The organism is Cupriavidus sp. 21MJTG02-4 (genome assembly GCF_057798975.1).
The window spans coordinates 119,173-144,019 of the sequence record NZ_JBYOJP010000007.1 but is presented as its reverse complement, the minus strand read 5'-3'; the positions used below and the strand labels follow the sequence as shown (position 1 = coordinate 144,019).

Annotated in this window: 24 protein-coding genes; 11 read left to right on the top strand and 13 right to left on the bottom strand. The window is 66.0% G+C overall.

What is annotated here, in order from left to right:
- Positions 1-142 precede the first annotated feature (142 nt).
- The 4 genes from AC3FKH_RS16265 (at position 143) to nadC (ending at position 5,420) form a co-directional block, all read left to right on the top strand.
- Positions 143-547: a nuclear transport factor 2 family protein gene (locus AC3FKH_RS16265; RefSeq protein ID WP_483711941.1), complete on the top strand. Its 405-nt coding sequence runs from the start codon at positions 143-145 to the stop codon at positions 545-547.
- Positions 548-563: 16 nt separating this feature from the next.
- Positions 564-2,030, top strand: a complete 1,467-nt coding sequence (locus AC3FKH_RS16260; RefSeq protein ID WP_488676903.1) for an NAD(P)/FAD-dependent oxidoreductase — start codon at positions 564-566, stop codon at positions 2,028-2,030.
- A 184-nt stretch (positions 2,031-2,214) separates the two neighbouring features.
- Positions 2,215-4,281, top strand: coding sequence for an elongation factor G (gene fusA, locus AC3FKH_RS16255; RefSeq protein WP_488676902.1), 2,067 nt, complete (start codon positions 2,215-2,217; stop codon positions 4,279-4,281).
- Between the two features lie 305 nt (positions 4,282-4,586).
- A complete protein-coding gene (nadC, locus tag AC3FKH_RS16250) occupies positions 4,587-5,420 on the top strand; it encodes a carboxylating nicotinate-nucleotide diphosphorylase (RefSeq protein WP_483732590.1) in 834 nt (277 codons plus the stop codon).
- 107 nt (positions 5,421-5,527) lie between these two features.
- Here the strand turns inward: nadC and AC3FKH_RS16245 are convergent, their stop codons facing one another.
- The gene (locus AC3FKH_RS16245) at positions 5,528-6,073 is read right to left on the bottom strand and encodes a MarR family winged helix-turn-helix transcriptional regulator (RefSeq protein WP_483732591.1); all 546 of its coding nucleotides are present in this window, start codon (positions 6,071-6,073) and stop codon (positions 5,528-5,530) included.
- A 352-nt stretch (positions 6,074-6,425) separates the two neighbouring features.
- Between AC3FKH_RS16245 and phnN the strand changes: the two genes are divergently transcribed.
- A complete protein-coding gene (phnN, locus tag AC3FKH_RS16240; RefSeq protein WP_488676901.1) occupies positions 6,426-8,234 on the top strand; it encodes a phosphonate metabolism protein/1,5-bisphosphokinase (PRPP-forming) PhnN in 1,809 nt (602 codons plus the stop codon).
- 47 nt (positions 8,235-8,281) lie between these two features.
- Positions 8,282-9,274: a tripartite tricarboxylate transporter substrate binding protein gene (locus AC3FKH_RS16235; RefSeq protein WP_488676900.1), complete on the top strand. Its 993-nt coding sequence runs from the start codon at positions 8,282-8,284 to the stop codon at positions 9,272-9,274.
- A 169-nt stretch (positions 9,275-9,443) separates the two neighbouring features.
- Here AC3FKH_RS16235 and AC3FKH_RS16230 read toward each other — a convergent pair whose 3' ends face one another.
- The 10 genes from AC3FKH_RS16230 to paaA form a co-directional block, all read right to left on the bottom strand.
- Positions 9,444-9,776 carry a hypothetical protein gene (locus AC3FKH_RS16230; RefSeq protein ID WP_488676899.1) on the bottom strand — a complete coding sequence of 111 codons (333 nt, stop codon included), beginning with the start codon at positions 9,774-9,776 and terminating at the stop codon, positions 9,444-9,446.
- Between the two features lie 188 nt (positions 9,777-9,964).
- A complete protein-coding gene (locus AC3FKH_RS16225) occupies positions 9,965-11,629 on the bottom strand; it encodes a cation acetate symporter (RefSeq protein ID WP_488676898.1) in 1,665 nt (554 codons plus the stop codon).
- Positions 11,626-11,934 (bottom strand): DUF485 domain-containing protein, encoded by a 309-nt coding sequence (locus AC3FKH_RS16220; protein WP_488676897.1) that lies wholly within the window; start codon positions 11,932-11,934, stop codon positions 11,626-11,628. The genes AC3FKH_RS16225 and AC3FKH_RS16220 overlap by 4 nt, the downstream gene beginning before the upstream one ends.
- 144 nt (positions 11,935-12,078) lie before the next feature.
- Positions 12,079-13,425, bottom strand: a complete 1,347-nt coding sequence (gene paaK, locus AC3FKH_RS16215) for a phenylacetate--CoA ligase PaaK (RefSeq protein WP_488676896.1) — start codon at positions 13,423-13,425, stop codon at positions 12,079-12,081.
- A 74-nt stretch (positions 13,426-13,499) separates the two neighbouring features.
- Positions 13,500-15,164: a phenylacetic acid degradation protein PaaN gene (gene paaN, locus AC3FKH_RS16210; RefSeq protein WP_488676895.1), complete on the bottom strand. Its 1,665-nt coding sequence runs from the start codon at positions 15,162-15,164 to the stop codon at positions 13,500-13,502.
- A 91-nt stretch (positions 15,165-15,255) separates the two neighbouring features.
- The gene (gene paaE, locus AC3FKH_RS16205; RefSeq protein ID WP_488676894.1) at positions 15,256-16,332 is read right to left on the bottom strand and encodes a 1,2-phenylacetyl-CoA epoxidase subunit PaaE; all 1,077 of its coding nucleotides are present in this window, start codon (positions 16,330-16,332) and stop codon (positions 15,256-15,258) included.
- 24 nt (positions 16,333-16,356) lie between these two features.
- On the bottom strand, positions 16,357-16,872 hold the full coding sequence (gene paaD / locus AC3FKH_RS16200) for a 1,2-phenylacetyl-CoA epoxidase subunit PaaD (RefSeq protein ID WP_488676893.1): 516 nt from the start codon (positions 16,870-16,872) through the stop codon (positions 16,357-16,359).
- A gap of 5 nt (positions 16,873-16,877) precedes the next feature.
- Positions 16,878-17,630, bottom strand: a complete 753-nt coding sequence (paaC, locus tag AC3FKH_RS16195; protein ID WP_488676892.1) for a 1,2-phenylacetyl-CoA epoxidase subunit PaaC — start codon at positions 17,628-17,630, stop codon at positions 16,878-16,880.
- A 25-nt stretch (positions 17,631-17,655) separates the two neighbouring features.
- Positions 17,656-17,937, bottom strand: a complete 282-nt coding sequence (gene paaB / locus AC3FKH_RS16190; RefSeq protein ID WP_011299861.1) for a 1,2-phenylacetyl-CoA epoxidase subunit PaaB — start codon at positions 17,935-17,937, stop codon at positions 17,656-17,658.
- 62 nt (positions 17,938-17,999) lie between these two features.
- The gene (gene paaA / locus AC3FKH_RS16185) at positions 18,000-18,983 is read right to left on the bottom strand and encodes a 1,2-phenylacetyl-CoA epoxidase subunit PaaA (protein WP_488676891.1); all 984 of its coding nucleotides are present in this window, start codon (positions 18,981-18,983) and stop codon (positions 18,000-18,002) included.
- Positions 18,984-19,099: 116 nt separating this feature from the next.
- Between paaA and paaX the strand changes: the two genes are divergently transcribed.
- Positions 19,100-20,044 carry a phenylacetic acid degradation operon negative regulatory protein PaaX gene (paaX, locus tag AC3FKH_RS16180; protein WP_488676890.1) on the top strand — a complete coding sequence of 315 codons (945 nt, stop codon included), beginning with the start codon at positions 19,100-19,102 and terminating at the stop codon, positions 20,042-20,044.
- Positions 20,045-20,137: 93 nt separating this feature from the next.
- On the opposite strand, the gene AC3FKH_RS16175 is transcribed toward paaX, so the two are convergent.
- Positions 20,138-20,425: a hypothetical protein gene (locus AC3FKH_RS16175; RefSeq protein WP_488677062.1), complete on the bottom strand. Its 288-nt coding sequence runs from the start codon at positions 20,423-20,425 to the stop codon at positions 20,138-20,140.
- Here AC3FKH_RS16175 and AC3FKH_RS16170 point away from each other — a divergent pair.
- Positions 20,316-20,753 (top strand): YbhB/YbcL family Raf kinase inhibitor-like protein, encoded by a 438-nt coding sequence (locus AC3FKH_RS16170; RefSeq protein ID WP_488677050.1) that lies wholly within the window; start codon positions 20,316-20,318, stop codon positions 20,751-20,753. The two genes, AC3FKH_RS16175 and AC3FKH_RS16170, sit on opposite strands and share 110 nt — an antisense overlap.
- Before the next feature lie 127 nt (positions 20,754-20,880).
- Positions 20,881-22,236 carry an esterase-like activity of phytase family protein gene (locus tag AC3FKH_RS16165; RefSeq protein WP_488676889.1) on the top strand — a complete coding sequence of 452 codons (1,356 nt, stop codon included), beginning with the start codon at positions 20,881-20,883 and terminating at the stop codon, positions 22,234-22,236.
- 107 nt (positions 22,237-22,343) lie between these two features.
- On the opposite strand, the gene AC3FKH_RS16160 is transcribed toward AC3FKH_RS16165, so the two are convergent.
- Positions 22,344-23,885 carry a methyl-accepting chemotaxis protein gene (locus AC3FKH_RS16160; RefSeq protein WP_488676888.1) on the bottom strand — a complete coding sequence of 514 codons (1,542 nt, stop codon included), beginning with the start codon at positions 23,883-23,885 and terminating at the stop codon, positions 22,344-22,346.
- 306 nt (positions 23,886-24,191) lie between these two features.
- On the opposite strand from AC3FKH_RS16160, the gene AC3FKH_RS16155 reads away from it, so the two are divergent.
- Positions 24,192-24,617 (top strand): phasin family protein, encoded by a 426-nt coding sequence (locus AC3FKH_RS16155; RefSeq protein WP_488676887.1) that lies wholly within the window; start codon positions 24,192-24,194, stop codon positions 24,615-24,617.
- A gap of 29 nt (positions 24,618-24,646) precedes the next feature.
- Positions 24,647-24,814: a hypothetical protein gene (locus AC3FKH_RS16150; protein ID WP_488676886.1), complete on the top strand. Its 168-nt coding sequence runs from the start codon at positions 24,647-24,649 to the stop codon at positions 24,812-24,814.
- Positions 24,815-24,847: the final 33 nt, after the last annotated feature.

The following is a 24,847-nucleotide window of genomic DNA, read 5'->3' as shown; positions in this document are numbered from 1 at the left end:
CCTGGCCCGCGCCGGCGATCGCTGGCCCAAGCGATTCCCGCCAACTGGTCCTACAGCGCGACGCGCGCTCTCCCTATGCTCAAGTCATGGCCGATGCGTGGCCCCCGCCGCCGCATCGTCGCGCGATACCAAGGAGACGCAAATGAACAAGCCCAGCAACAACCCGGTCGGCACCGACCTCCTGCAAGCCTTCAACGACGCCTGGAACCGGCACGACATCGACGCGTTGATGGGCTTCATGGCCGACGACTGCGCCTTCCACGGCGTGGCCGGCGGCGAAGTGCTCGGGCGCAGCTTTATCGGCCGCGACGCCGTGCGCGACGGCTTCGTGCTGGCCTGGCAGACCTTTCCCGATGCCTCGTGGACCGAGGGCGAGCACTTCGTCTCCGGCGACCGCGGCGTAAGCGAATCGACTTTCCGCGGCACGCGTGCAGACGGCATGCGCATCGAGGCCCGCATGGTCGACGTATTCACGTTCCGCGACGGCAAGATCGCCGTAAAGAACGCCTACCGCAAGGATCGCCCGCCGGTCAGCAACGCTGCCTGAGCACCGGAGACGCGCCATGGAAGCTGTAGCCACTCGCAACATCCTCACCGGCGACAATAGCGGCGACAACACCGGCGGCAATGCCACCGCGCCGTCGCGGCCGTACGACCCGGCCTACGATCCGCTGCACACGCCCACGCCGGGCCAGGGCCGCGAATACGCGCCGACCTACTGGATCGGCACCGCCGGCGAGCCGCCTGCCGACGATGGCCCGATCACGCACGATATCGACGTGGACGTCGCCATCATCGGCTCGGGCTTCACCGGGCTGACCAGCGCCATCTTCCTGGCGCAGGAACACGGCATCAAGGCTGTCGTGCTTGAAGCCAACCGCGTGAGCTGGGGCTGCAGCACGCGCAACGGCGGCCAGGCGCAATGTGCCTCGGGCCGCCTCAAGCGCTCGCAGTGGATTCAGCGCTACGGCCTGGACACGGCGCTGCAACTGCATGAAGAAGTCTGCGCCGGCATGCAGACCTTCAAGGACCTGATCCGCGATATCGACTGCGATCCGCAGCCCGGTGGCCACCTGTATATCGCCCATCGCGACAAGGCCATGCCCGCGCTCGAAAAGGAAGCGAAGATCCTGCGCGACGTCTTCAAGTACGACGCGCGCATTTTCGACGCCGACACCGTGCGGCGCGAGTATGTCGACGACAAGGAAGCCGCGGGCGCGATGCATGAACCCGAGGGCATCGGCATCCATGCCGGCAAGCTGGCCTTCGGCTACCTGCGCCGCGCGCGCGCGCTGGGCGTCAAGGTGCATCCGTCGAGTCCGGTGACCGGCTGGGAAACCCGCAATGGCGTGCATTACCTGCGCACGCCCGGCGGCATCGTGCGCGCCCGTGCGGTGGGCGTCGCCACGGGCGGCTACACCTCGCAGTCACTGCATCCGCAGCTGAAGAACCGGCTGTTCCCGATCCTGTCGAACTCCATCGTCACGCGCGTGCTGACGCCGGACGAGATCGCGGCGTGCAATTTCCGCACGACCCAGGTCATCACCGACACCCGTATCCTGCGCCACTACTACCGCCTGATGCCCGATGGCCGCCTGCAGATCGGCAGCCGCAGCGCGATCACCGGCAGCGATGCACCGCAAGACCAGTACCGCCAGAAGCTGATCAACGACATGTACCGCAAGTTTCCGGCGCTGCGCGGCATCCAGATCGACTACTCATGGTGGGGTTGGGTCGACGTGAGCCACGACATGATGCCCCGCATCACGCAGCCGGATCCCGCGCAGTCGATCTACTACGCGATGGGCTATGGCGGCAATGGCGTGATGTATTCCGCGCAGGCCGGCAAGCGGCTGGCGGCGCTGATCGCCGGGAAAGGCGCATCGCTGCCGCCGCTGCCGATCTTCGGCTCGGCGCTGCCGTTCCCCAATGTGCGCGAGATGGTGGAGTCCCAGGCGTTTGCCCCGTTCCGCCGCATGGGCCAGCGCTTCCTGTACCACTGGTATCACCTGAAGGACGAAGTCATCTGAGCGGTGCCGCAACGGCCGGACCGGCGGGATATGCTGCAACGCAGCGTCCGGCTGGTCCGGATTCCGTGTGACGGACGAGAAACACTTTTGTCTGTTGCCACCCGTTCGCCGTCCGCGCGCATATGGTGCTTCCAGCAATTTTCGCCAATAATGGCCTGACTGCCATTGCCGGACGAGAGCTGCCATGCACTATAGTCCCGACGCAATTCGTACCATCGCCCTGCTCGGCCATGCAGGGTGCGGCAAGACCTCGCTGGCCGAAGCGCTGCTGCACCGGGGAGGCGCCCTGCATGCCCCCGGCAGTGTCGAGCGGGGCTCCACGGTCAGCGACTTCGATCCGCTCGAACGCAAGTTCCACCACTCCCTCACCTCCGCAGTCCTGCACGTCGATTTCCGCAACACCCGCATCTACCTGCTCGACACTCCGGGCTACCCCGATTTTTCCGGCCAGGCCATCAGCGCCTTGCCCGCGGTGGAAACCGCGGCCATCGTCATCAATGCCCAGACCGGCCTCGAGATGACTACGCGGCGCGCCATGGCCTGGGCCCAGGCGCGCAAGCTGTGTCGGATGATCATCATCAACGGCATCGACGGCGAGAAGGTCGACCTGCCCGCGCTGCTGGCCGACATCCAGGAAGCGTTCGGCAAGGAATGCCTGCCCATCAACCTGCCGGCCGCAGGCGGCAGCCAGGTGGTGGACTGCTTCTTCAACCCCGCGGGGGAATCCGACTTCCTGAGCGTGCCGGCGGCGCATGACGCGCTGGTGGACCAGGTGATCGAGATCGATCCCGAACTGATGGAGCTTTACCTGGAGCAAGGCGAAGCCATCCAGCCCGAGCAGTTGCACGCGCCGTTCGAGCGCGCGCTGCGCGAAGGCCACCTGGTGCCGATCTGCTTCACCTCCGCGGCCACCGGCGCTGGCGTGCCCGAGTTGCTGGACGCCTTCGTGCGGCTGCTGCCGAACCCCACCGAAGGCAACCCGCCGATGTTCTACCGCAGCGTCGGCGAAGGCAGCGACGGCGTCGAGCGCAAGAAGGAAGTGCGTGCCGAACCGGTGCCCGACAAGCACGTGCTGGCGCACGTCTTCAAGATCGTGATGGATCCCTACGTCGGCAAGATGGCCGTGTTCCGCATCCATCAGGGCACGGTCACCCGCGACAGCCAGCTCTATATCGGCGATGCGCGCCAGCCGTTCAAGGTCGCGCACCTGCTGCTGCTGCAAGGCAAGGAACACGAGGAAGTGCCGCGCGCCGGACCGGGCGATATCTGCGCGGTGGCCAAGGTCGACGAGATCGGCTTCGATGCGGTGCTGCATGACGCCACCGAAGACGGCAACATCCACCTGATCCCGCTGGAGTTCCCGACGCCGATCTACGGCCTGGCGATCGAGCCCGCACGCCGCGGCAATGAACAACGCATGGCCGAAGTCCTGCACAAGCTGGCCGCCGAAGACCCATGCCTGCGCATCGAGCACCCGGCCGGCACCAACGAGACCGTGCTGCTGGGACTGGGCGAATTCCACCTGCGCTGCGTGCTGGAGCGGCTGACCGAACAGTACAAGCTGGAGGTGGTCACGCGGCCGCCGCGCATCGCGTATCGCGAAACCATCGGCGGCTCGGCCGAAGGCCATCATCGCCACAAGAAGCAGACCGGCGGCGCCGGCCAGTTCGGCGAGGTGATGCTGCGCGTAGACCCGCTGCCGCGCGGCGAAGGCTTCGAGTTCGTCGACGCGGTCAAGGGCGGCGCCATTCCCGGACAGTTCATTCCGGCCGTGGAAAAGGGCATCCGCCAGGCGCTGGATTGCGGGCCGCTGGCCGGCTTTCCGATGCAGGATGTACGCGTGACCGTGCTCGACGGCAAAAGCCATCCCGTCGATTCCAAGGAGGTGGCTTTCGCCGCCGCCGGACGCAAGGCGTTTATCGACGCCGTGCTCAAGGCCCGGCCCAGCGTGCTGGAACCGGTGGTCGACATCGAGGTCATGATGCCGGACAGCTCCATGGGCGACGTGATCGGCGACCTCTCGTCCAAGCGTGGCCAGGTGCATGGCACGCGCACCGGCGCGGCCAATACGGTGATCGTGGCCGGCAAGGTGCCGCTGTCGGAACTCAACGACTACCAGTCGCGCCTGAACAGCCTGACCGGCGGCCATGGCAGCTACACCATCCAGTTCAGCCACTACGAGGGCGTGCCGCCCGGGCAGCAGGACAAGATGGCGGCGAAGCACAAGGCCCAGGCTGACAACGCGGGCTGACGGGGGCGACATCCGTTGCATTGCGGCTGCGGCACCCCCGCAGCCGCCGCCTCTGCGCTCGACCGCCGGCTCGGACTGACGCCGGCAATACCCTCTCCTTCCGTTCCCCTCCCGCAGGACGACGCTTTCCCACAGGCCACCCCGCTTTGCCGGCATGTCTGGGCGCCGGCCAATGGTGTCTCGTCGCCCAATAATCTTAGACATCGAATTTTGTTGACAGCCGACGTACAAATGCTAGGATTGCGCCATGTACTTCGATATCTAAGATAATTCGGGTACGACAACCGACCACTCAGGAGCGACACATGTACGACATTTTCTCCACTGACAAGCTGATCGACCTCTGGCTGACCGAGGACATCGGCATCTGCGACCTGACGGTCCAGACCATGATCGAGCCGGGCGAGACGGGCACGTTCTGCATGAATGCGCGCGAGCCGATGATCATCGCGGGCATCGACGTGGCCGCGCGCATCTTCGCGCGCTACGACCCGACCCTTTCCATCGACGTGCGCGTGGCCGATGGCGACAAGGTCGGCAAGGGCGCGGTGCTGCTGAACGTCAGCGGCAATGCGCGCAGCGTGCTGACCGCCGAGCGCACGGCGCTCAATATCATGCAGCGGCTGTGCGGCATCGCCAACCTGACGTCACGGTATGTCGAGGAAATCGCGCACACCAAGGCACGCCTGATCGATAGCCGCAAGACCACGCCGGGCCTGCGCGCGCTGGAAAAGCACGCCGTCACCTGTGGCGGCGGGCTGAACCACCGCCTGAGCCTGGACAACGGCGTGATGGTCAAGGACAACCATATCGCCGTGTGCGGCAGCATTGCCGCCGCCGTGGAGCGCGTGCGCCGCAAGCTCCCGGTACTAACCAAGCTCGAGGTCGAGTGCGATCGTCTTGAGCAGGTGCGCGAGGCACTGGACGCGGGCGTGGATGTGATCATGCTCGACAACATGTCATTGCCCGACATGAAGGAAGCCGTGCAGATCGTCAACGGCCGGACCAAGGTCGAGGCTTCGGGCGGCATCCGCCTGGAAACGATTCGCGCGGTGGCGGAAACCGGCGTGGATTACATTTCGACCAGCAAGATCACGCAATCGGCGCCCGCCGTCGATATCGGCCTCGACGACGCCTGATTGCCGCATTGAAAGGCCCGGATATCGCCTGATACGCTCCTCGTCTACCCGAGGGCACTTCTTCCCTTGCCGGCCCGGTCCGGCAAGGGACTTTTTGCATGGCGGCCTCAGAGATCGGCCAGCAGCCGCCCCACTTCCTGCGTCGAAGGCATCCTGCGACCGCTTTCCGCCAGCGCCGCCTCGTCGGCCACCAGCTTCTCGGCAATCGAGATCAGCACGCGGCGCGTGGTCAGCACATCCTCTTCCGTCACGCCATCGACGCTGATCGCATTGACTTCCTCGGCCAGCGGCTCCAGCTTGCGCCGCAGCGCGCGGCCCGCCTTGCTCAGGAACACGTGCACCTTCTTCTTGTTCCCCGGCAGGTGCATGCGCTCCACATAACCGAGCGCTTCCAGCGCCTTGACGGCAGAGAAGGTGGTGGGCTCGGTCACGCCCGCGCGCTCGCTCAGTTCGCGCTGCGACATGCCGTCATGGCGCCACAGGATCCGCAGGATCGTCCAGTGTCCATACGACACGGAATGCTGGGCTAGCCGCAGCTGCAACGAGCGGATATAGGCGCGCGCAGCGTCCTTGACCAGGTGCGCAAGGCGCTCTTCGTCGACTTCATCGGGCGGCGTGATCGTGACCGGGGATTCCTGCTTTTTCGTGGCCATAGCGGTGACATAGGGAAGCGCTGCGAGCCGCCCCTGCCGCAAGCGCCAGGAGCGGGACGGTGCACATGATAGCGCTTCCCGCCATCGTCCACCCGGTTCGCGCGCGGCTTCGTCGCGTTCTCGCCGTTCAGCAATCACTACATCAGTGCGCCGTGCGCGACGGCGATGCATGCCGCACTGCCACCGCGCATACCGATCCCGGTGTTTTCCCCTAGAAGGCCGCAAATACCGCGTACACACTCGGTTTGCGGGAGCTGGCCCGTTGCTTGCATTAACTTAGACATCGAACTTATCTTGACAGCCTCCGGTCCGGTGCTAGCATACGAAAACATCTTCGACGTCTAAGGTAATCATGAAAGAGACCGGCACGTTCTTCCTTGTAGTGGGCCCCAGCGGCGCAGGCAAGGATTCCCTCATCGATGGTGCGCGCGCCGCGCTCGACCACAGCGAGTACGTGTTTGCGCGGCGCGTCATCACGCGTCCGAGCGGATCGCCCGGTGAAGACCATGAAGGCGTGGCCGAGGCCGAGTTCAGCGAACGCGAACGCAACGGCGAATTCCTGGTGACCTGGAACGCGCACGGACTGCGCTACGGGCTGCCGCAGTGGCTGGTCGGACTGCTGGAGGCCGGCAAGCATGTCGTCGCCAACGGCTCGCGCGGCGTGATCGCCATGCTGGCGCGGCAGCTGCCCCGCTTCGTCGTGGTCAACGTGACCGCGCCGCACGAGGTGCTGGCGCAGCGGATCGCCGCGCGCGGGCGCGAATCGGGCGATGACGTGCTGCGTCGCGTGTCGCGCCAGGCGCCGCCGATGCCCGATGGCGTCCGCTGCGTCACGGTCTCGAACGACAGCACGCTGGATCTCGGCGTGGCGCGCTTCACCGATGCCCTGAAGCACGGCATCCATGCCGATGCCGCCGCGCATCCTGCAAGCCGGCGCCACCTGGCCGCCAAGCTGGACGGCCGGCCGCTGGATGAAGGCGCCTACGAGGCCATCCTGCGCGATGCCATTGCAGGCCGCTACACCGAGCAGGAACTCACGGAATTCCTGACCGCCGCCACGCGCGCTCTCGACGACAGCGAGGTGGTCGCGCTGGCCCGCGCGCGCACCCGCTTTACCCCGCGCATCGAATGGGACGAGCCGATCGTCGTGGACAAGCATTCCATGGGCGGCGTGCCGGGCAGCCGCATCACGCTGATCGTGGTGCCGATCGTCGCCGCCTACGGGCTGGCGATGCCGAAGACTTCCTCGCGCGCGATCACGTCGGCGGCCGGCACGGCCGATGCCATGGAGACCATCGCGCGCGTGGACCTGACCCATGACGACGTGCGCCGCTGCGTGGCCGAAGCGCGCGCGTGCATCGCATGGAACGGTCGCATGAACCATTCGGTCATCGACGACGTGATGAATGCCATCACGCGGCCGCTCGGGCTCGATTCGCGCCGCTGGGCCGTGGCGTCCATCCTGTCGAAGAAGGCCACCGCCGGCGCCACCCACGTGATCGTCGATATTCCCTATGGTCCCCAGACCAAGCTGTCCACGCGCGCCGATGCCGAGGCGCTCGCGTCACTGTTCGATGAAGTCGGCAAGGGGCTGGGCCTGCACGTCCGCGCGTGCGTCACGGACGGCAGCCGGCCGATCGGCCGCGGCATCGGGCCTGCGCTGGAAGTCCGCGACGTCCGGCTGGTCCTCGATAACCACCCCGACGCACCCGCCGACCTGCGCGAAAAGGCCCTGCGCTTCGCGGGCGAGATCATCGCCTTCGATCCGCGAGTGGAGTCGCCGGCGCAAGGCATGCGTATTGCCACGGCGCTGCTCGACGACGGCAATGCCAGGGCCGCGTTCGACCGGATTGCCGCCGCGCAGGGCATCCGCCCCGATCCGGTGGCGCCGGGTTCGCATACCCATCTCGCCATCGCCCCGGCATCCGGCCGTGTCGGCGCCATCAACGGCTGGCAGATCGCGGGCATTGCGCGGGCGGCGGGCGCGCCGCGTCGCGCGGGCGCGGGCATCGACCTGCTGTGCACGATCGGCGAGTCCGTCGCGGCGGGCGAACCGCTGTACCGCATCCATGCAGAGAGCGCCGAAGCGCTCGCCGCGGCCGTCGCCCTGACGCGGCCCGCCGGCGAATGCCCGGGCGCAGTGCGTGTTGATCCCGATTGACCTGGCCTTCCCTTTCCCCCACCCTAGCCGACGAGGCATACATACCAATGAGACCCCTATCCGTCGTCCGTAGTCTGGCATCGCTGCTGTTTGTCGCGGGCAGCCTGGGCACCCTGCCCGGGCGGGCCGAAGCCAATATCGCCAGCACGTTTCCGCAGAAGCCGATCCGCATGGTCGTCACATTCCCGGCCGGCGGCGGCACGGATGCGCTGGCGCGGCTGATCGGCAACGACCTCAGCAAGACCCTGGGACAGCCCGTTGTCGTCGACAACCGGCCCGGCGCCAGCGGCAACATCGGCGCCGAGTTCGTCGCCAAGAGCCCGGCCGATGGCTATACGCTGCTGATCGTCAACAGCAGCTTTGCCATCAACCCCGGTGTCTTCAAGAAGCTGCAGTTCGACCCGAAGAACGACTTCAGCGCGGTCATCACCTTTGCGTCGGTCCCGTCGGTTATCTCCGTCCCGCAGAATTCCAGCATCCACACCTTCAAGGACCTGCTGGCCGCCGGCAAGAGCGCCACGCCGCCAAGCTACGCGTCATGCGGCAACGGCACGCCGCAGCACCTGGCTGGCGAGCTGCTCAAGATGTCGTCGAAGATCGACATGCTGCACGTGCCCTACAAGGGTTGCGCGCCGGCCATCGCCGACGTGCTGGGCGGACAGGCGCAGGTCAGCATCAACACGCTGCCCAACACCGTTCCCTATCTCAAGAGCAACAAGCTGCGCGCGCTCGCCGTCACGTCGAAGGTCCGCTCGCCGCTGCTGCCTGACGTGCCCACGGTCAGCGAACTTGGCGTGGCCGGCTATGACGTGGACCAGTGGTTCGGCATCCTCGCGCCCGCGAACACGCCGCCGGAAGTCGTGCAGAAGCTGAACGCGGAGATCGCGCGCGCCGTGGCCAAGCCCGAAATCAAGGCATCGCTGGCGCAGCTCGGCTTCGCGGCCACGACCAGCACCCCGGCCGAATTCCAGAAGCTGGTGAACAGCGACATCGATCGCTGGCAAAAACTGGTGTCGAAGATCAACCTGAACCTCGACTGACACCGCCTGGGGCGTCGACCCGACGCCATCAGGCCACTCCCCTCCCGAATACCTTCGTTGCCGCACGGGCGCCCGCCAGCCCTCGTGGGAATGCGTTCGCCCTGCCGCCTGCGCGGCAGCGGCAAACCGAAGCCCACTGCGCAGCGGCCGCTCGCACTGCCTTCGGCAATCAGGCGGCCGTGATCCTGCAGATCTTCGAAAGCATGTAGCCGACACCGGCAATCCGGTGCTCGTGCCGCGGCGCAAAGGCTTTCAGGTGCGCGTCGAGGCAGCGGTCAATCGCCTTGCAAGCCCCGTCATCCTGAAAGCCGGGAAGGAATGAAATCGAAACGTCCGGCATCGGATAGTCGAGCAGCCGCGCTTCCGCCATCCGCGTGTAGACGTTGCCATCACGGAATTCCGCGGGGATATCCGTCCACTGCGGCAGGAGTTTCGTGGTGCTGCGATCCAGTTCCGAATCGGTGATGGTGTCCAGGTCGGCACGGGAAATCGAATAGGTCATGGGGGCGTCCTCCGTCTGAATCGGTTTGCCGCGCCGTGGGCACAGGCAAATTGGCCGCCGCCCTGACTTGCCGCGGCCAGTCTCCAGTGACAAGACTATCGCGTGCAGCATTCCCGGCCATGCAAAGCGCGCCATCCACTTTGCAATTCGTGCCAGCGTTGCTGGCACGTGCGTACGCCCCTTCCCGCTTAATGTTGTGACGCCCCCGCCGCGCCAATCCCCGTCATCGACCGCACAAACTGCGCACCGAAGCGACGGCGTTCCGCCGCAGCCTGCGCCGACTTGTCCAGCACCGACACCAGCCATGCGCAGGCAAATGCCAGCGTCATGGAGAACAACGCAGGGTTGGCATATGGGAAGACCGGCTTGTCATGGTGCAGCAGGCCCACCCACACCGTGGGCCCCAGCACCAGCAGTGCCACCGCAGACGCCAGCCCTGCGAGACTGCCCGCCACTGCGCCCTTGGTAGTCAGTCCTTTCCAGAACATCGACAGGAACAGCACCGGGAAGTTGACCGATGCGGCGATCGCCAGCACCAGCCCGGACAGGAACGCGATGTTCTGCTTCTCGAACAGCACGCCCAGCACCATCGCCAGGAGCCCGATCACGACGGTGGCTGCCTTCGAGACACGGATCTCGTCCTTCTCGTTGGCACGCCCTTGCCGGAACACATTGGCGTAGAGGTCGTGCGACACCGCCGACGCGCCCGACAGCGCCAGGCCTGCCACCACGGCGAGAATGGTTGCGAACGCCACGGCCGAGATAAAGCCGAGGAACCAGTCTCCGCCGATGGCATGGGCGAGATGCACCGCCACCATGTTGCTGCCGCCAATCAGCTTGCCCGCCGCATCGCGGTACGCCGGATCGCCACCGACCATGACGATGGCACCAAAGCCAACTACCAGGATCAGCACGTAGAAGTAGCCGATGAAGCCGGTCGCATACAGGACGGACTTGCGCGCTTCCCGCGCATCCGCCACGGTGAAGAAGCGCATCAGGATGTGTGGCAGGCCTGCCGTGCCGAACATCATGCCGACGCCAAGCGAAATGGCATCGATCGGGTTGGACACCAGACCGCCCGGCGACAGGATGGCCAGGCCCTTCTCATGCACCTTCGCGGCCCCCGCGAACATCGCTTCCGGGCTGTAGCCAAAATGGGACAGCACCATGACCGCCATGAACGTGACCCCGCCCAGTAGCAGCACGGCCTTGATGATCTGGACCCATGTGGTCGCCAGCATGCCGCCGAACAGCACGTACAGCACCATCAGCAGGCCGACGATGACCACGGCCGATTCATAGCTGGTGCCGAACAGCAGTTCGATCAGCTTGCCGGCGCCGACCATCTGCGCGACCAGGTACATGATCACGACGGTCAGCGTGCCGAATGCGGCCGTGATGCGCACCGGCTTCTGCGACAGCCGGTAGGACACCACGTCGGCGAAGGTATAGCGGCCCAGGTTGCGCAGCCGCTCGGCAACGATGAACAGGATGATCGGCCAGCCGGCGACCACGCCGAGCGCATAGATCAGCCCGTCGTAGCCCTTGTCGAACATCATCGCCGAGATGCCGAGAAACGATGCGGCCGAGACCATGTCGCCGGCAATCGCCAGGCCGTTCTGGAAGCCGGTCAGGCCACCACCGGCCGCATAGAAGTCCGATGCCGAACGCGTGCGGCGCGCCGCCCAGCGCGTGATGCCGAGCGTGAACAGCACGAACAGCGTGAACATCGCGATGGCGCTCCAGTTCAGTGGCCGGCGCGTGACTTCGCCCTGGATGGCCGGAGCGGCCAGCGCTGCGCCGCTGGCCAGGCCCATGGCGACCATGGACAGATTGCGGAGAATCGGCTTCATGCTTCGCACTCCTTGCGCAGGCGTTCGTTGATCGGGTCGAGTTCGGTGTTGGCCTTGCGGACATAGACCGCGGTGAGCACGATGGCCGCGACGATGATGCCCACGCCGACCGGGATGCCGAGCGTCATGACGCCGCCGCCAAACGGGGTGCCGAGCGTTGCCGGCACGAAGGCCAGCACCAGGATGAAGCCGAAGTAGATGGCCAGCATCACCACGGTGAGCGACCAGCCCAGTCGAGCCCGCCTGCTGGCCAGCCGGATAAAGTCGGGGTGCTGCTGGAGGGTCTCCAGTCGTTGCGCGTCCATGCGGTCTCCTTTGGCGCGAGGGTCGGCGTGGCGCCTCTTGGCGGGCGCCATCGTCGTAGTGAAATCTGTGGTGCGCGGGTTGCTCCCCTCTCCCGCAAGCAGGAGAGGGAGCAAACCATTGCGTGGTTGATGTGGTCGGGCCTGTCAGATCGCCCCGACCGGCTGCTCATGCGTGACCTTCGGCCGCATGTCCAGCACGCGCCGCGCCTTGCCCGTACTGGTGCGCTCGATGCCCTCGGCATCCACCACCTGCACGCGCGTGGTCACGCCCACGTAGGTCTTGATCTGGTCCTTGAGTTCGCGCTCCAGCGTTGCGCGGTCATCGCTGCCGAGGCCGCCGGCCTGCGGGCGCGCTTCAACACGCACTTCGAGCTTGTCGAGATGGCCGTCACGCGTCACCACCAGCTGGTACTGCGGCGCCAGTGCCGGCGCCTTCAGGATCAGTTCCTCGATCTGCGACGGGAACACGTTCACGCCACGGATGATCAGCATGTCGTCCGAACGCCCCGTGATCTTGCCGATGCGGCGCATCGAGCGCGACGTCGGCGGCAGCAGGCGCGTCAGGTCGCGCGTGCGGTAGCGGATGACCGGCAGCGCTTCCTTGGTCAGCGAGGTGAACACCAGCTCGCCCTCCTCGCCGTCGGGCAGCACCTCACCGGTAACCGGGTCGATGATCTCCGCGTAGAAATGGTCTTCCCAGATGACCGGGCCATCCTTGCTTTCGATGCATTCGCACGCCACGCCCGGACCCATGACTTCGGACAAGCCGTAGATATCCACCGCATCGATGCCGGCGCGCGCCTCGATCTCCGCGCGCATCGCATCGGTCCACGGCTCGGCGCCGAAGATGCCGATCTTCAGCGAGCTTTCGGCCGGGTCCATGCCCTGTCGCATCATCTCCTCGATCAGGTTCAGCATGTACGACGGCGTGACCATGATGATGTTCGGCTGGAACTCGCGGATCAGCTGTACCTGTTTTTCGGTCTGTCCGCCGGACATAGGAATCACCGTGCAGCCGGCCTTCTCGGCGCCGTAGTGCGCGCCCAGCCCGCCCGTAAACAGGCCATAGCCATAGCTCACGTGCACCAGGTCGCCCGCGCGCCCGCCCGCCGCACGGATGGAACGCGCCACAACGCTGGCCCAGGTGTCGATGTCGCGCGCGGTGTAGCCCACCACGGTCGGCTTGCCGGTCGTCCCGCTGGATGCATGCACGCGCGCCACCTTCTCGCGCGGCACGGCGAACATGCCGAACGGGTAGTTGTCGCGCAAATCCTGCTTGCCCAGAAACGGGAACTTCGACAGGTCCGACAGCTGCTTCAGGTCGTCCGGATGCACGCCCGCCGCATCGAATGCCTTGCGGTAGTGCGGCACGTTGTCATAGGCATGCCGCACGCTCCATTTCAGCCGTTCCAGTTGCAGCGCCTGCAGTTCATCGCGGCTGGCGCGCTCGATCGGCTCCAGCTCGTCGGGGTGGGGGGTGCGTTGAACCATTGTCTACTCCATCGTTATCGTGGCGCCGCATGCATGGGGGCAGGCGCGAGGAACTACGGTACGTCGTGCAGGGATCAGATATGCGAGCGGCTCTGCACCACCCGGAAGCGGTTGGCCACGAACGCCGCGTCCGACAGCGACGCGTTGGCGGCCGGGTTGGCGCCGGTGGCGTGGAAATCGCTGAACGCCGCCGACTGGTTGACGAACACGCCGCCGGTCAGGTTGAGCGACAGCGCCACGCCGGCATCTTCGGCCGCCTCGCGGATGGCATCGGCTACGTTATCGTCGGTGGTGTACGCGGACAGCGTCAGCGCGCCATGCTCCTTCGCGCCGCGGCGCGCCACGTCAATGCTGTGCGCGGTGTCGTTGGTGGCGACTATGAAAGAGATCGGGCCGAACAGTTCTTGCATGATCTTGCCTTCATCGCTGGCATCGACCTTCAGCACCAGCGGCGTATGGATGCGGGCGCCAGGGAACTCCGGATGCTGCAGCGCGCGGCTGTCGATGACGATTTCGCCCAGCGTGCGCGACGCCTCGATACGTTGCACCACGCCGTCATTCTGGATCGCGCCCAGCAGTTCCACCGCCCTGGCGGCGTCGCCCGTGAGCTTGCCCACGGCGTCGCCGATGGCGCTGGCCACCTGGTCGAAGCTCAGGCGCCCTTCCGGCGTATCGATGCCATCCTTCGGCACATAGATATTCTGCGGCGCCGTGCACATCTGGCCCGAGTACAGCGCCAGCGAGAACGCGATATTGCGCACCATGCCCTTGAAGTCGCTGGTCGAGTCGATGACGATCTGGTTCACGCCCGCCTTCTCGGTGTACACCTGCGCCTGGTGCGCATTGCGCTCCAGCCAGTCGCCGTTGGCGGTGCTGCCGGTAAAGTCGATCAGGCGGACTTCCGGGCGCAGCGCCAGCGTCGACGCCATGCGCTCGGTCGGGTCGTTGGCCACCAGCGTGACGAGGTTCGGATCGAAGCCGGCTTCCTGCAGCACTTCACGCGCCACTTCCACGGTGATCGCCAGCGGCAGGATGGCGCCCGGATGCGGCTTGACCACCACGGCATTGCCGGTAGCCAGGCTGGCGAACAGGCCGGGATAGCCGTTCCAGGTCGGGAACGTGCAGCAGCCGATCACCAGGCCCACGCCGCGCGGCACCACGGTGTACTGCTTCACCATGCGCAGCGGCTCGTTCTTGCCCTGCGGCTTTTCCCACACGGCACGTTTGGGGATACGGCGCATCTCGTCCCACACATAGGCCACGGCTTCCAGGCCGCGGTCCTGCGCGTGCGGGCCGCCAGCCTGGAACGCCATCATGAAGGCCTGCCCGGTGGTGTGCATGACCGAGTACGCAATCTCGAAGCTGCGGCGGTTCAGGCGATGCAGGATCTCCAGCGACACGCCGGCCCACGCCTCGGGTCCGGCCTTTCGCCACGCCGGCATGCCTTCCGCCACGCCCGCGAAAAGCTGGTCGAGGTCGGGCTTGGGATAGGTGACCCCGAGTTCCGGGCCGTACGGCGAGACTTCCTTGCCGGCCTGTCCGACCGTGCCCGGCTGCGTCAGCGCGAACAGCTTGTTCAGTCGCGCCTCGAAGGCGGCCTTGCCGTCAGCGTTGGCGGTTTCGCCATACGCCTTCGGGCTGGGCGATTCGGAAAACGGGCTCCAGTAGCCGCGCTCGGCAATCGCCTGGGTGGCTTGGTCCAGCAGGGCCTGGTGACGCGTGAAAAACGGATGGGACACGGCTTGCTCCGGAAAACAGGTTCTTGAATGGCTTGAGTGGGGACCGGGAAACGCTTCAGGTGCTTCAGGTGCTTCAGGTGCTTCAGGCGCTTCAGGTTTCCTGGTCGAAATCGATGACCAGCTTGTCGGTGACGGCGTAGCTCTGGCAGCTCAGGATGAAGCCGCGCGCGACTTCGTAGTCCTCCAGCGCGAAATTGACATCCATGTCGACCTCGCCCTCGATGCGCTTGCAGCGGCAGGTCGAGCAGACGCCGCCCTTGCACGAGTACGGCAGCTCGATGCCCTGCGCCAGCGCGGCGTCGAGGATGGTCTCCTTGTTTTTCTCCAGCGTGAACTGGCGCGTGCGACCGTCCTGGATCACCGTGACCTCGCACTGCTGCTGGCCCACCTGCTTGTGCGCATGGGCCGCCGGACGCGCGGCGGGAATGCTGGTGGCGAACAGCTCGCGCTTGATGCGCGCCTTGTCCACGCCGCTTTCCTGCAGCGCCAGCGAGACCTCTTCCATCATCGCGTGCGGGCCGCAGATAAAGGCCACGTCGATGTCGTGCGGGCGCACCCAGTGGCGCAGCAGCGCACGCACCTTGTCGCCGTCGATGCGGCCGTTGAACAGGTCGATTTCGAGCTGCTCGCGGCTCAGTACGAAGACCAGGTTGAAGCGCTCCAGGTAGCTGTCCTTCAGGTCTTCGAGTTCTTCCTTGAACAGCACCGAGGACGATGCCCGGTTGCCGTAGAACAGCGTGAAGCGGCTGTCCGGCTCCGTCATCAGCGTGGTCTTGATGATCGACAGCATCGGCGTGATGCCGCTGCCCGCGGCGAAGGCCACGTAGTGCTTGCTGTGCGTGGCCGACAGCGGCACGTGGAAATGCCCGGACGGCGGCATGACTTCGAGCGTCATGCCGGGTTGCAGCGCATCGTTGGCCCAATTGGAGAACATGCCGCCCTCCACGCGCTTGATGGCCACGCGCAGGCGCCGGTCCTGCACCGCGGAGCAGATCGAGTACGAGCGGCGCACGTCCTCGCCACCGATGCCGGCGCGCAGCGTCAGGTGCTGGCCCTGCACGTAGCGGTAGGTATCGGCCAGATCGTCCGGCACGGCGAAAGTCACCGCCACGGCATCGCGCGTTTCGCGCGACACGCTGGCGACGGTCAGTTCATGGAATTTGCTCATTTCGGGCTCCTGGCTCAATGCGGCTCAATGGGCCTTGAAGTAGTCGAACGGTTCCTTGCAATCGCCGCAGCGGTACAGGGCCTTGCAGGCGGTCGAGCCGAACTGGCTGACCAGGCGCGTGTGGCGCGAGCCGCAGTGCGGGCACGCCACCACCAGCGACGGCGACGCCTTGCGGCTGATGCCGCTGATGTCGACCACCTGCTGCGCAGGCGGCGCAATGCCGTAGCCGGACAGGCTGGCCTTGCCGCGCGCGCTCATCCAGTCGGTGGTCCAGGCCGGCGCCAGGCGCGTCTGCACGCGAACGTGGCCAACGCCTTGTGCGGCCAGCACGCGCTCGATATCGTCGCGGATCACCGTCATGGCCGGACAACCCGAGTAAGTCGGCGTGATGGTGATCACGCAGGTCTCTTCCATCCACGCCACGTCGCGGACGATGCCCAGGTCCACCACGGAGATCACGGGGATCTCCGGGTCCGGCACCTGCTCGATCCAGGCCCAGACCTGCGCTACGCTGGCGCGTTCCAGCACTTGCGCGGTCATGGCGCTCACCATTGCGCGCCGGGATAGGCGCGCTGCAGGAATTGCATTTCAGCCAGCAGGTAGCCGAGGTGTTCGGTATGGCGCCCCTGGCGGCCACCGGTCTGCGACCATCCGCCCGCCGGGAGGCGCAGCGTGGCGTCTTCCAGCACCTCGCTCACGTGGCGCAGCCACGGCTCGACCAGCGTGCCAGGGTCCACCGCAACGCCCTGTGCGACCAGTTCTGAATCCACTGCGTCCGACTCGAACAGCTCGCCGGTGAACATCCACAGGTCGTTGATGGCGTCCTGCATGCGGCGGTGGCTGTCTTCGGTGCCGTCGCCCAGGCGCACCACCAGGTCGGCGCTGCGGCGCACGTGGTAGGTCACTTCCTTCAGCGACTTGGCGGCGATCTCGGCAATGCGTGCATCGGTCGAATACTGCAGCCGCTCCAGCAGGAAGTAGTGCCACGTGTCGAACAGGAACTGGCGCGCCAGCGTATCGGCGTAGCTGCCGTTGGGCTGCTCGACCAGCAGCAGGTTACGGAACTGGTGGGCGTCGCGCAGGTAGGCAAGCTGGTCGGCGCTGCGGCCCGCGCCTTCCGCTTCGGCGGCGTAGCCGAGCCACAGGCGGGTCTGCCCGATCAGGTCCAGCGCCACGTTGGTGAGCGCGATGTCTTCTTCCAGCGCGGGGCCGCGGCCGCACCATTCCGACAGGCGCTGGCCGAGCACCAGCGTGGTATCGCCCAGGCGCTGCAGGTATTCGAACTTGTGTGGGTCCATGGTGATGCGTCCTCGCGCCTGGAAATCAGATGTGCTTGACCTCTTCCGGCATCGGGAAGAAGGTGGGGTGACGGTAGACCTTGCTGTTGGCGGGCTCGAACAACGGGCCCTTGTCGCCGGGGCTGCTGGCGACCACGTCGGCGGCCTTCACCACCCAGACGCTCACGCCTTCGTTGCGGCGCGTGTAGACGTCACGCGCATGGTTGATCGCCATTTCGCCGTCCGGCGCGTGCAGGCTGCCCACGTGCTTGTGGGCCAGGCCGTGCTGGCTGCGGATAAAGATCTCCCAAAGCGGCCACTCTTTCATGGCAACTCTCCTGTCAGGTTTGCGGGGGGGTTATCAATTCGCGGCGCGTGGCGCCGGAATGCTCAGGCGGCGGCGCGCTCTTGCTTGTCGGCGTGCGCTACCAGCGCTTCGCGGAACCAGGCGCCGTCGTCCCACGCCTTGACGCGCGTGCGCAGGCGGTCGCGGTTGCACGGGCCGTTGCCGCGCACGACGTTGTAGAACTCGTCCCAGTCGATCGTGCCGAAATCGTAGTGGCCGCGTTCCTCGTTCCACTTCAGGTCCGGATCGGGAACGGTCAGGCCCAGGTGCTCGGCCTGCGGCACGGTCTGGTCCACCATCTTCTGGCGCAGCTCGTCATTGGAGAACAGCTTGATGCGCCATTGCATCGATTGCGCGCTGTTGGGCGAATCCGCATCGGATGGGCCGAACATCATCAGCGCGGGCCACCACCAGCGGTTCAGCGCGTCCTGCGCCATCTGCTTCTGCTCGGGCGTGCCCTGGCACAGCTTGAGCAGGATGTCGTAGCCCTGGCGCTGGTGGAACGACTCTTCCTTGCACACGCGCACCATGGCGCGGGCATAGGGGCCGAACGAGCAGCGGCACAGCGGCACCTGGTTGATGATGGCCGAGCCATCGACCAGCCAGCCGATGGCGCCGATATCCGCCCAGCTCAGCGTCGGGTAGTTGAAGATGCTCGAATACTTCGCCTTGCCGGAATGCAGGTCGCCCAGCAGTTCGTCGCGGGAGACGCCCAGCGTTTCTGCGGCGCTGTACAGGTAGAGGCCATGGCCCGCTTCGTCCTGGATCTTGGCCAGCAGCACGGCCTTGCGTTCCAGCGTCGGCGCACGCGTGACCCAGTTGCCTTCCGGCAGCTGCCCGACGATCTCGGAATGCGCGTGCTGCGAGATCTGGCGGATCAGGGTCTTGCGGTAAGCCTCGGGCATCCAGTCCTTGGCTTCGATCTTGATGCCGGCGTCCACGCGCGCCTGGAACTCGCGTTCCTGCGGGTCCATCTCTTCCATCGCGCGGAGCCTGGTTGCCCCGGTTTCCACCAACTGTGCGTACATGCCGTACTCCGATCTGTAGGGTCTTGACCTGCGTCAAATCATTCGGTTGCAGTGGATCATAGTGATACAATTTGATTCAAACAATCGACGTTTGTGTATCACTTCAAGGTGCGCGCATGACCACCCGACCGGAGATGGATCCCGTTTCGCCGCAAGTTGCGCGGCTCGCGCGTGGCCTCAAGCTTGGCGCCAATTCCATGCTCGTGACGCTGTTCGGCGACGTAGTGGCGCCGCGGCCGCAAGCGTTATGGCTGGGCAGCCTGATCCGCCTGGCCGCGCCATTCGGCATCAATGACCGCCTGGTGCGCACGGCGACGTTCCGGCTGACGGCCGATGACTGGCTCGATGCCACGCGCATCGGGCGGCGCAGCTACTACGGCTTGTCTGAGGCCGGCTTGCAGCGCTGCGTTCATGCCGGCAAGCGCATCTATGCCGGCGACGCGCCCGACTGGGACGGCCGCTGGACGCTGGCATTGGTGCGCGGCGACGCGCGCGCGACGATCCGCCAGCGGCTCAAGCGCGAACTGCTGTGGGAGGGCTTCGGCGCGATTGCGCCTGGCGTGTATGCGCATCCGAATGCCGATGCGGGCTCGCTGCGCGAGATCATCCGTGCCGCGCAGGCGCAGGACTTCGTTGCCGTCATGGAAGCCGCCAGCATCGAGGCGTTCTCGATTCGTCCGCTGCAGACGCTGATGCACCAGACTTTCAAGCTTGGCGACGTGGCGTCCGCGTGGCAGGCGCTGCTGCGCCGCTTCTCGCCGGTGCTGGCCGACGCACACAGCATGGCGCCGGCGGACGCGTTTTTCGTGCGCACGCTGCTGCTGCACGAATACCGCCGCGTGCTGCTGCGCGACCCGAACCTGCCGGAGCAGCTGCTGCCCGCGGACTGGCCGGGCCGCACCGCGCGCGACCTGTGCCGCGCTATGTACGCGGCCCTGCTCGATGCCAGCGAAGACTACCTGCGCGATGTGGTCGAAGTGTCCGAAGGCCACCTCGCCAACGCGAATCGCCCCCTGCGCAAGCGCTTTGGCGCGGGCAGCCATGCCGAGGCCGCCCGCTAGTGGCAGGCTTGCGCGTCACTGGCTGGCGCGATCCCTTCACGGTCGCGGGCCGTAACCGGGGTGCCGGAGGCTAGGCATCCCCGGGATTCCGACCTACCGTGGAATCAGGCGCAGTGGTTCAGCCTGACCCGGCAACCTCGAAAAGGATCGTTCCATGAAAGCAAAACCATTACTGTTTTCGGTCTCGGCGGCACTCTGTCTGGCGTACGCATCGATCGCCAGCGCAGCACCGATGACCGTGTCATCGAGCGCATTCTCCGAAAACGCCGTCATTCCCCCGGCACATGGTGGCGGCCAGCCAGACTGCGGCGGCCAGGGCGTATCGCCCCCGATCGCGTGGTCCGGATTGCCGCCAGGCACGCGCTCCGTGGCGATCTTCATGTTCGACCCCGATGGCGCGATGGGCCTGGGGGTCTCGCACTGGGTCGCCTACAACATCGCGGCAGACCGCGGCCACCTCCAGCAGGGCGAGGGGCAGAAAGATGGCCCGGGCATCACCGTCGGCAAGAACATTGCCGGCGAGGCCGCATACCGGGGACCTTGCCCGCCCCCTGGCGATGTCCCGCACCATTACATCGTGACGGTGGTCGCGACCGATCTGAAGCCAGGTGCGCTGCCCGCGGGCCTGACGCGCGACGAACTCATGGCAGCACTGAAGGGGCATGCGCGCGGCGGCGCCAGCGTGGTGGGCCGCTACGGCGGGAAATAGAAGCAGAACGGTCGGACACCAGAGGCGGCGGCATCACAAATTTGTCAAACTCGACGGCCAGAATGGGCGCTTTTGCCAGTGCGGCGGGTGCCGCGCTGAACGACAAGTCCGGCAAGGAGCCCGCCCAATGTTCCGTCAAACCGCCCTGGCCAGCGCCATCACGCTGGCCTGCCTTGCGCTGTCGCCGTCGCTGCAGGCGCAGACCGCCTACCCCGCCACGCTCGCCGGCCATGCTGTGCTGCCAGCCCAGAGCTACCTGCCTGTGCCGAAAGACGCGCCGGCCGACCTGCAGCTCAGCGGCAAGTTCACCACCGCACAGCGCGCCGATGCCCCCGGCACCGTAGAGGGCAAGTCGAACGGCCGGCCGACCGGCGTGTCGCTGCCGTTCCGCGGCCAGCCTGCGCAGGGCCACTCCGGCATCAAGCGCATGGCCGACGGCACCTTCTGGGTGCTGACCGACAACGGCGCGGGCGCCAAGGCCAACTCGCCGGACTTCATGCTGTACCTGAACCACTACAAGGTCGATTTCGCGAGCGGCAGGTTTCAGCGCCTGAAGACCGTGTTCCTGCACGACCCGGACAAGAAGGTGCCGTTCCGCATCGTGCATGAGGGCACCAGGGCACGCTACCTGACCGGTGGGGATTTCGACACCGAGAGCTTCCAGTTCGCCGGCGGCTCGCTGTGGATCGGTGACGAGTTCGGCCCGTTCCTGATCGAGGCCGACCTGAATGGCAAGGTGCTGGCGGTGTTCGACACGCGGGTGGATGGCAAGGTCGTACGCTCCCCCGACCATCCGGCCCTGACCACGCCGGGCGCGCCCGACGGCACGGTGAAGTTCGAGGTACGCCGCTCGAAGGGCTTCGAAGGCATGGCGTCATCGCCGGATGGCAGCAAGCTGTACGCGCTGCTTGAAGGCGCGCTGTGGAACGAAGCCAGCCGCGGCTATGAAACCGAAGACGGCAAGCCCTATCTGCGCGTGCTGGAATTCGACGTGAAGCAACGCGCCTGGACCGGACGCCACTGGAAATACGTGCTGGAAGCCGGCCATCATGCGATCGGCGACTTCAACATGATCGACGCCACCACCGGCCTCGTCATCGAGCGCGACAACGGCGAAGGCACGCCCGACAAGGCCTGCCCCGCGGGCCAGAAGCGCACCGACTGCTTTGATGACGTGGCGAAGTTCAAGCGCGTCTACAAGATCGAGCTGACCGACGCCAACGCCGGCGCGCCAGTGCGCAAGATCGGCTATATCGACCTGCTGCGCATGGCCGACCCGAACCACCTGGCGCGCAAGCCGCTGACCGATGGCGTGCTGGCGTTCCCGTTCTTCACGATCGAGAACGTGGATGTCGTGGATGCCACCCACATCGTCGTGGGCAATGACAACAACCTGCCGTTCTCCAGCAGCCGTGAACCGAATCGTGCGGATGATAACGAGCTGGTGGTGCTGGAGGTGGGCGAGTTTTTGAAGGCGCGGTAAGTGGTGGGCTCGGTATTGCCGGCCCTGGTTGCCGAAGAAGCGGACACGCCTGTGTGATTGCTCCCCGCTCCCATAAATGGGAGCGGGGAGCAATCAATCCGGCCGCCTCAGGCCGCAATACGGAACGTAGCCACCGCCTGCTTCAGCCGCTGTGCCTGCTCTTCCAGCGAGCCGGCCGCCGCAGCAGCCTGTTCCACCAGCGCGGCGTTCTGCTGCGTGACCGAATCCATCTGCGTCACGGCCTGGTTGACCTGCTCGATGCCGGCGCTCTGCTCGGCCGACGCGGCGCTGATCTCGCCCATAATGTCGGTCACGCGCTTGACCGCCTCGACGATCTCCAGCATGGTCTGGCCCGACTGCGCCACCAGCGCCGAGCCCTTTTCCACGCGATCCACCGAATCGCCGATCAGCGACTTGATCTCCTTGGCGGCGGTGGCGCTGCGCTGGGCCAGGCTGCGCACCTCGCCCGCCACCACGGCAAAGCCGCGGCCCTGCTCGCCGGCGCGCGCGGCTTCCACCGCGGCGTTCAGCGCCAGGATATTGGTCTGGAACGCAATGCCCTCGATCACCGCGATGATGTCGACCACCTTCCTCGACGCGCCGTTGATCTCTTCCATGGTCTCGGCCACCTTGTCGGCCACATCGCCGCCCTTGGCCGCGATCTCCGAGGCGTTCACCGCCAGCGAGCTGGCCTGCCTGGCGTTGTCCGCGTTCTGGCGCACGATGCTGGTCAGCTCTTCCATGCTGGCCGCGGTCTGCTGCAGCGAGGACGCTTGCTCTTCGGTACGCTGCGACAGGTCCGTGTTGCCCACTGCGATCTGGCTGGTGCCCGAGGCAATGGCTTCGGTGCCGGTGCGCACATCACGCACGATGCGCAGGATATTGGTGTTCATCTCGCCCAGCGCGTTGAGCAACTGGCCGGTCTCGTCCTGGCTGTCCACGCGGATGCGGCTGGTCAGGTCGCCCGACGCCACCGTGCGCGCGATATCGACCGCATGGCCGAGCGGCCGGATGATGCCGCGCGTGAGCCACACCGCGAACGCGATGCCGATGGCCAGCACCAGCACGGCCAGTACGACAAGGCTGTTGCGGGCGTTGGTGTAGATCGTGTTGATCTCGGCAGCCGTGGCGTCGATGCTGGTGCGCTGGATGTCGAGCAGCTTCTGGATCTCGGCCAGGTAGGCATCGCCTGCCGGCACGAACTCTTTTTCCAGCACTTCGTTGGCGCCCTCGGTATCGCCGTCCTGCTTGAGTTTGGTGATCTTGTCGCGCGAGACGTTGTACGGTTCGCGCACTTCCAGGATCTTCCGGAACGCGGCTTTCTCGGCCTCGGACGTCAGCATCGGCTGCATCTTGTCGCGCAGCGCCGCGATGCCTTCGAGCGATGCCTTGGTTTCCCTGGCGAAGAACGCGCCGAGCGACGGATCGGCGCTCTTGGCCACCGCCGTGGTGCGGCGCACGCTGGTATGCATCAGGCGGTACCAGTCGCTGACCAGCCGCTCCTTGGTCAGCGGCTGCTGCATCATGTCATGCGTGCGCTCCGCCACCTGCTGCAGGCGCAGGATGCCAAAGGCGGACATCAACGCGCAAAGCACCAGCACCACGCCAAAACCTACGCCAAGGCGTACCCCGATTCCGAAATTCTTCATTGTTCGCTTCTACCTGATCTGGACTTCTGGACTTCGATAAGGCGAAGTGCGGGCGCGCGAACGCCGCCTTTCGCTCTCGTGACCCGCCATGTCATGGCGGGCTATGGACGGGAACGGCAGCGGCAGGCCCAAACTTTAGGGTTTTCTCGAATACCCGGCGACGGAGGGGTGCACCTGAAAACCACGCGAATGGCCGGTGCGGCCCCTTCCCGCTCCTTGCGGGCCGCCCCCTCCACCACCTAGAGTAATCACAGACAGGCCGCATGAACCACCTCCGATTTCCCCCCGATGACAAGGAGTGACCGAATGAATACCCCTCCCAACCCCTTCGCGGATTTCACCAGGATGCTCGAGCAGTTCCAGCTTCCCGGCATGGACATGGGCGCCGTGATGGAAGCACGGCGCAAGGACATCGAGGCCCTTGGCGAGGCCAACAAGCTCGCTTATGAAGGCATGCAGGCGATGATGCAGAAGCAGGCCGAGATCTTCGGCCAGGCCATGCAGCAGATCCAGTCGGCCGCGCAGCAGATGAACACCGGCGGCAATCCTGCCGAAGCCATGAGCCGCCAGAACGAGTTCGTGCAGCAGGCCCTGCATCAGGCGCTGGAAAACATGCGCGAACTGGCCGAGATGGCGCGCAAGTCCCAGGCCGACGCCATGGCCGTGATCGGCAACCGCGCGCAGCAGAACCTGCAGGAAGCCGGTAGCCTGCTCAAGCCGAAGTCGACCTGAGCGCGGACCCTTCGCGACGGCCATGGTCGATGGGCATGGTGGTGATGGCGGCGGCCATGCTGTCGCTGGTGTTCGTGGTGCGCGGCGCGCTGCATGTGCCCATCGACGGCTCGATGCTGCTGTTCATGGCGGGCGTGGCGCTGCACCTGTTCGCCACCACGGCAATGGGCATCTTCCTGGCGACCGTGGCGCGTTGAATCGGTTTCGGAAGACGATTGGGCAGATGGCTT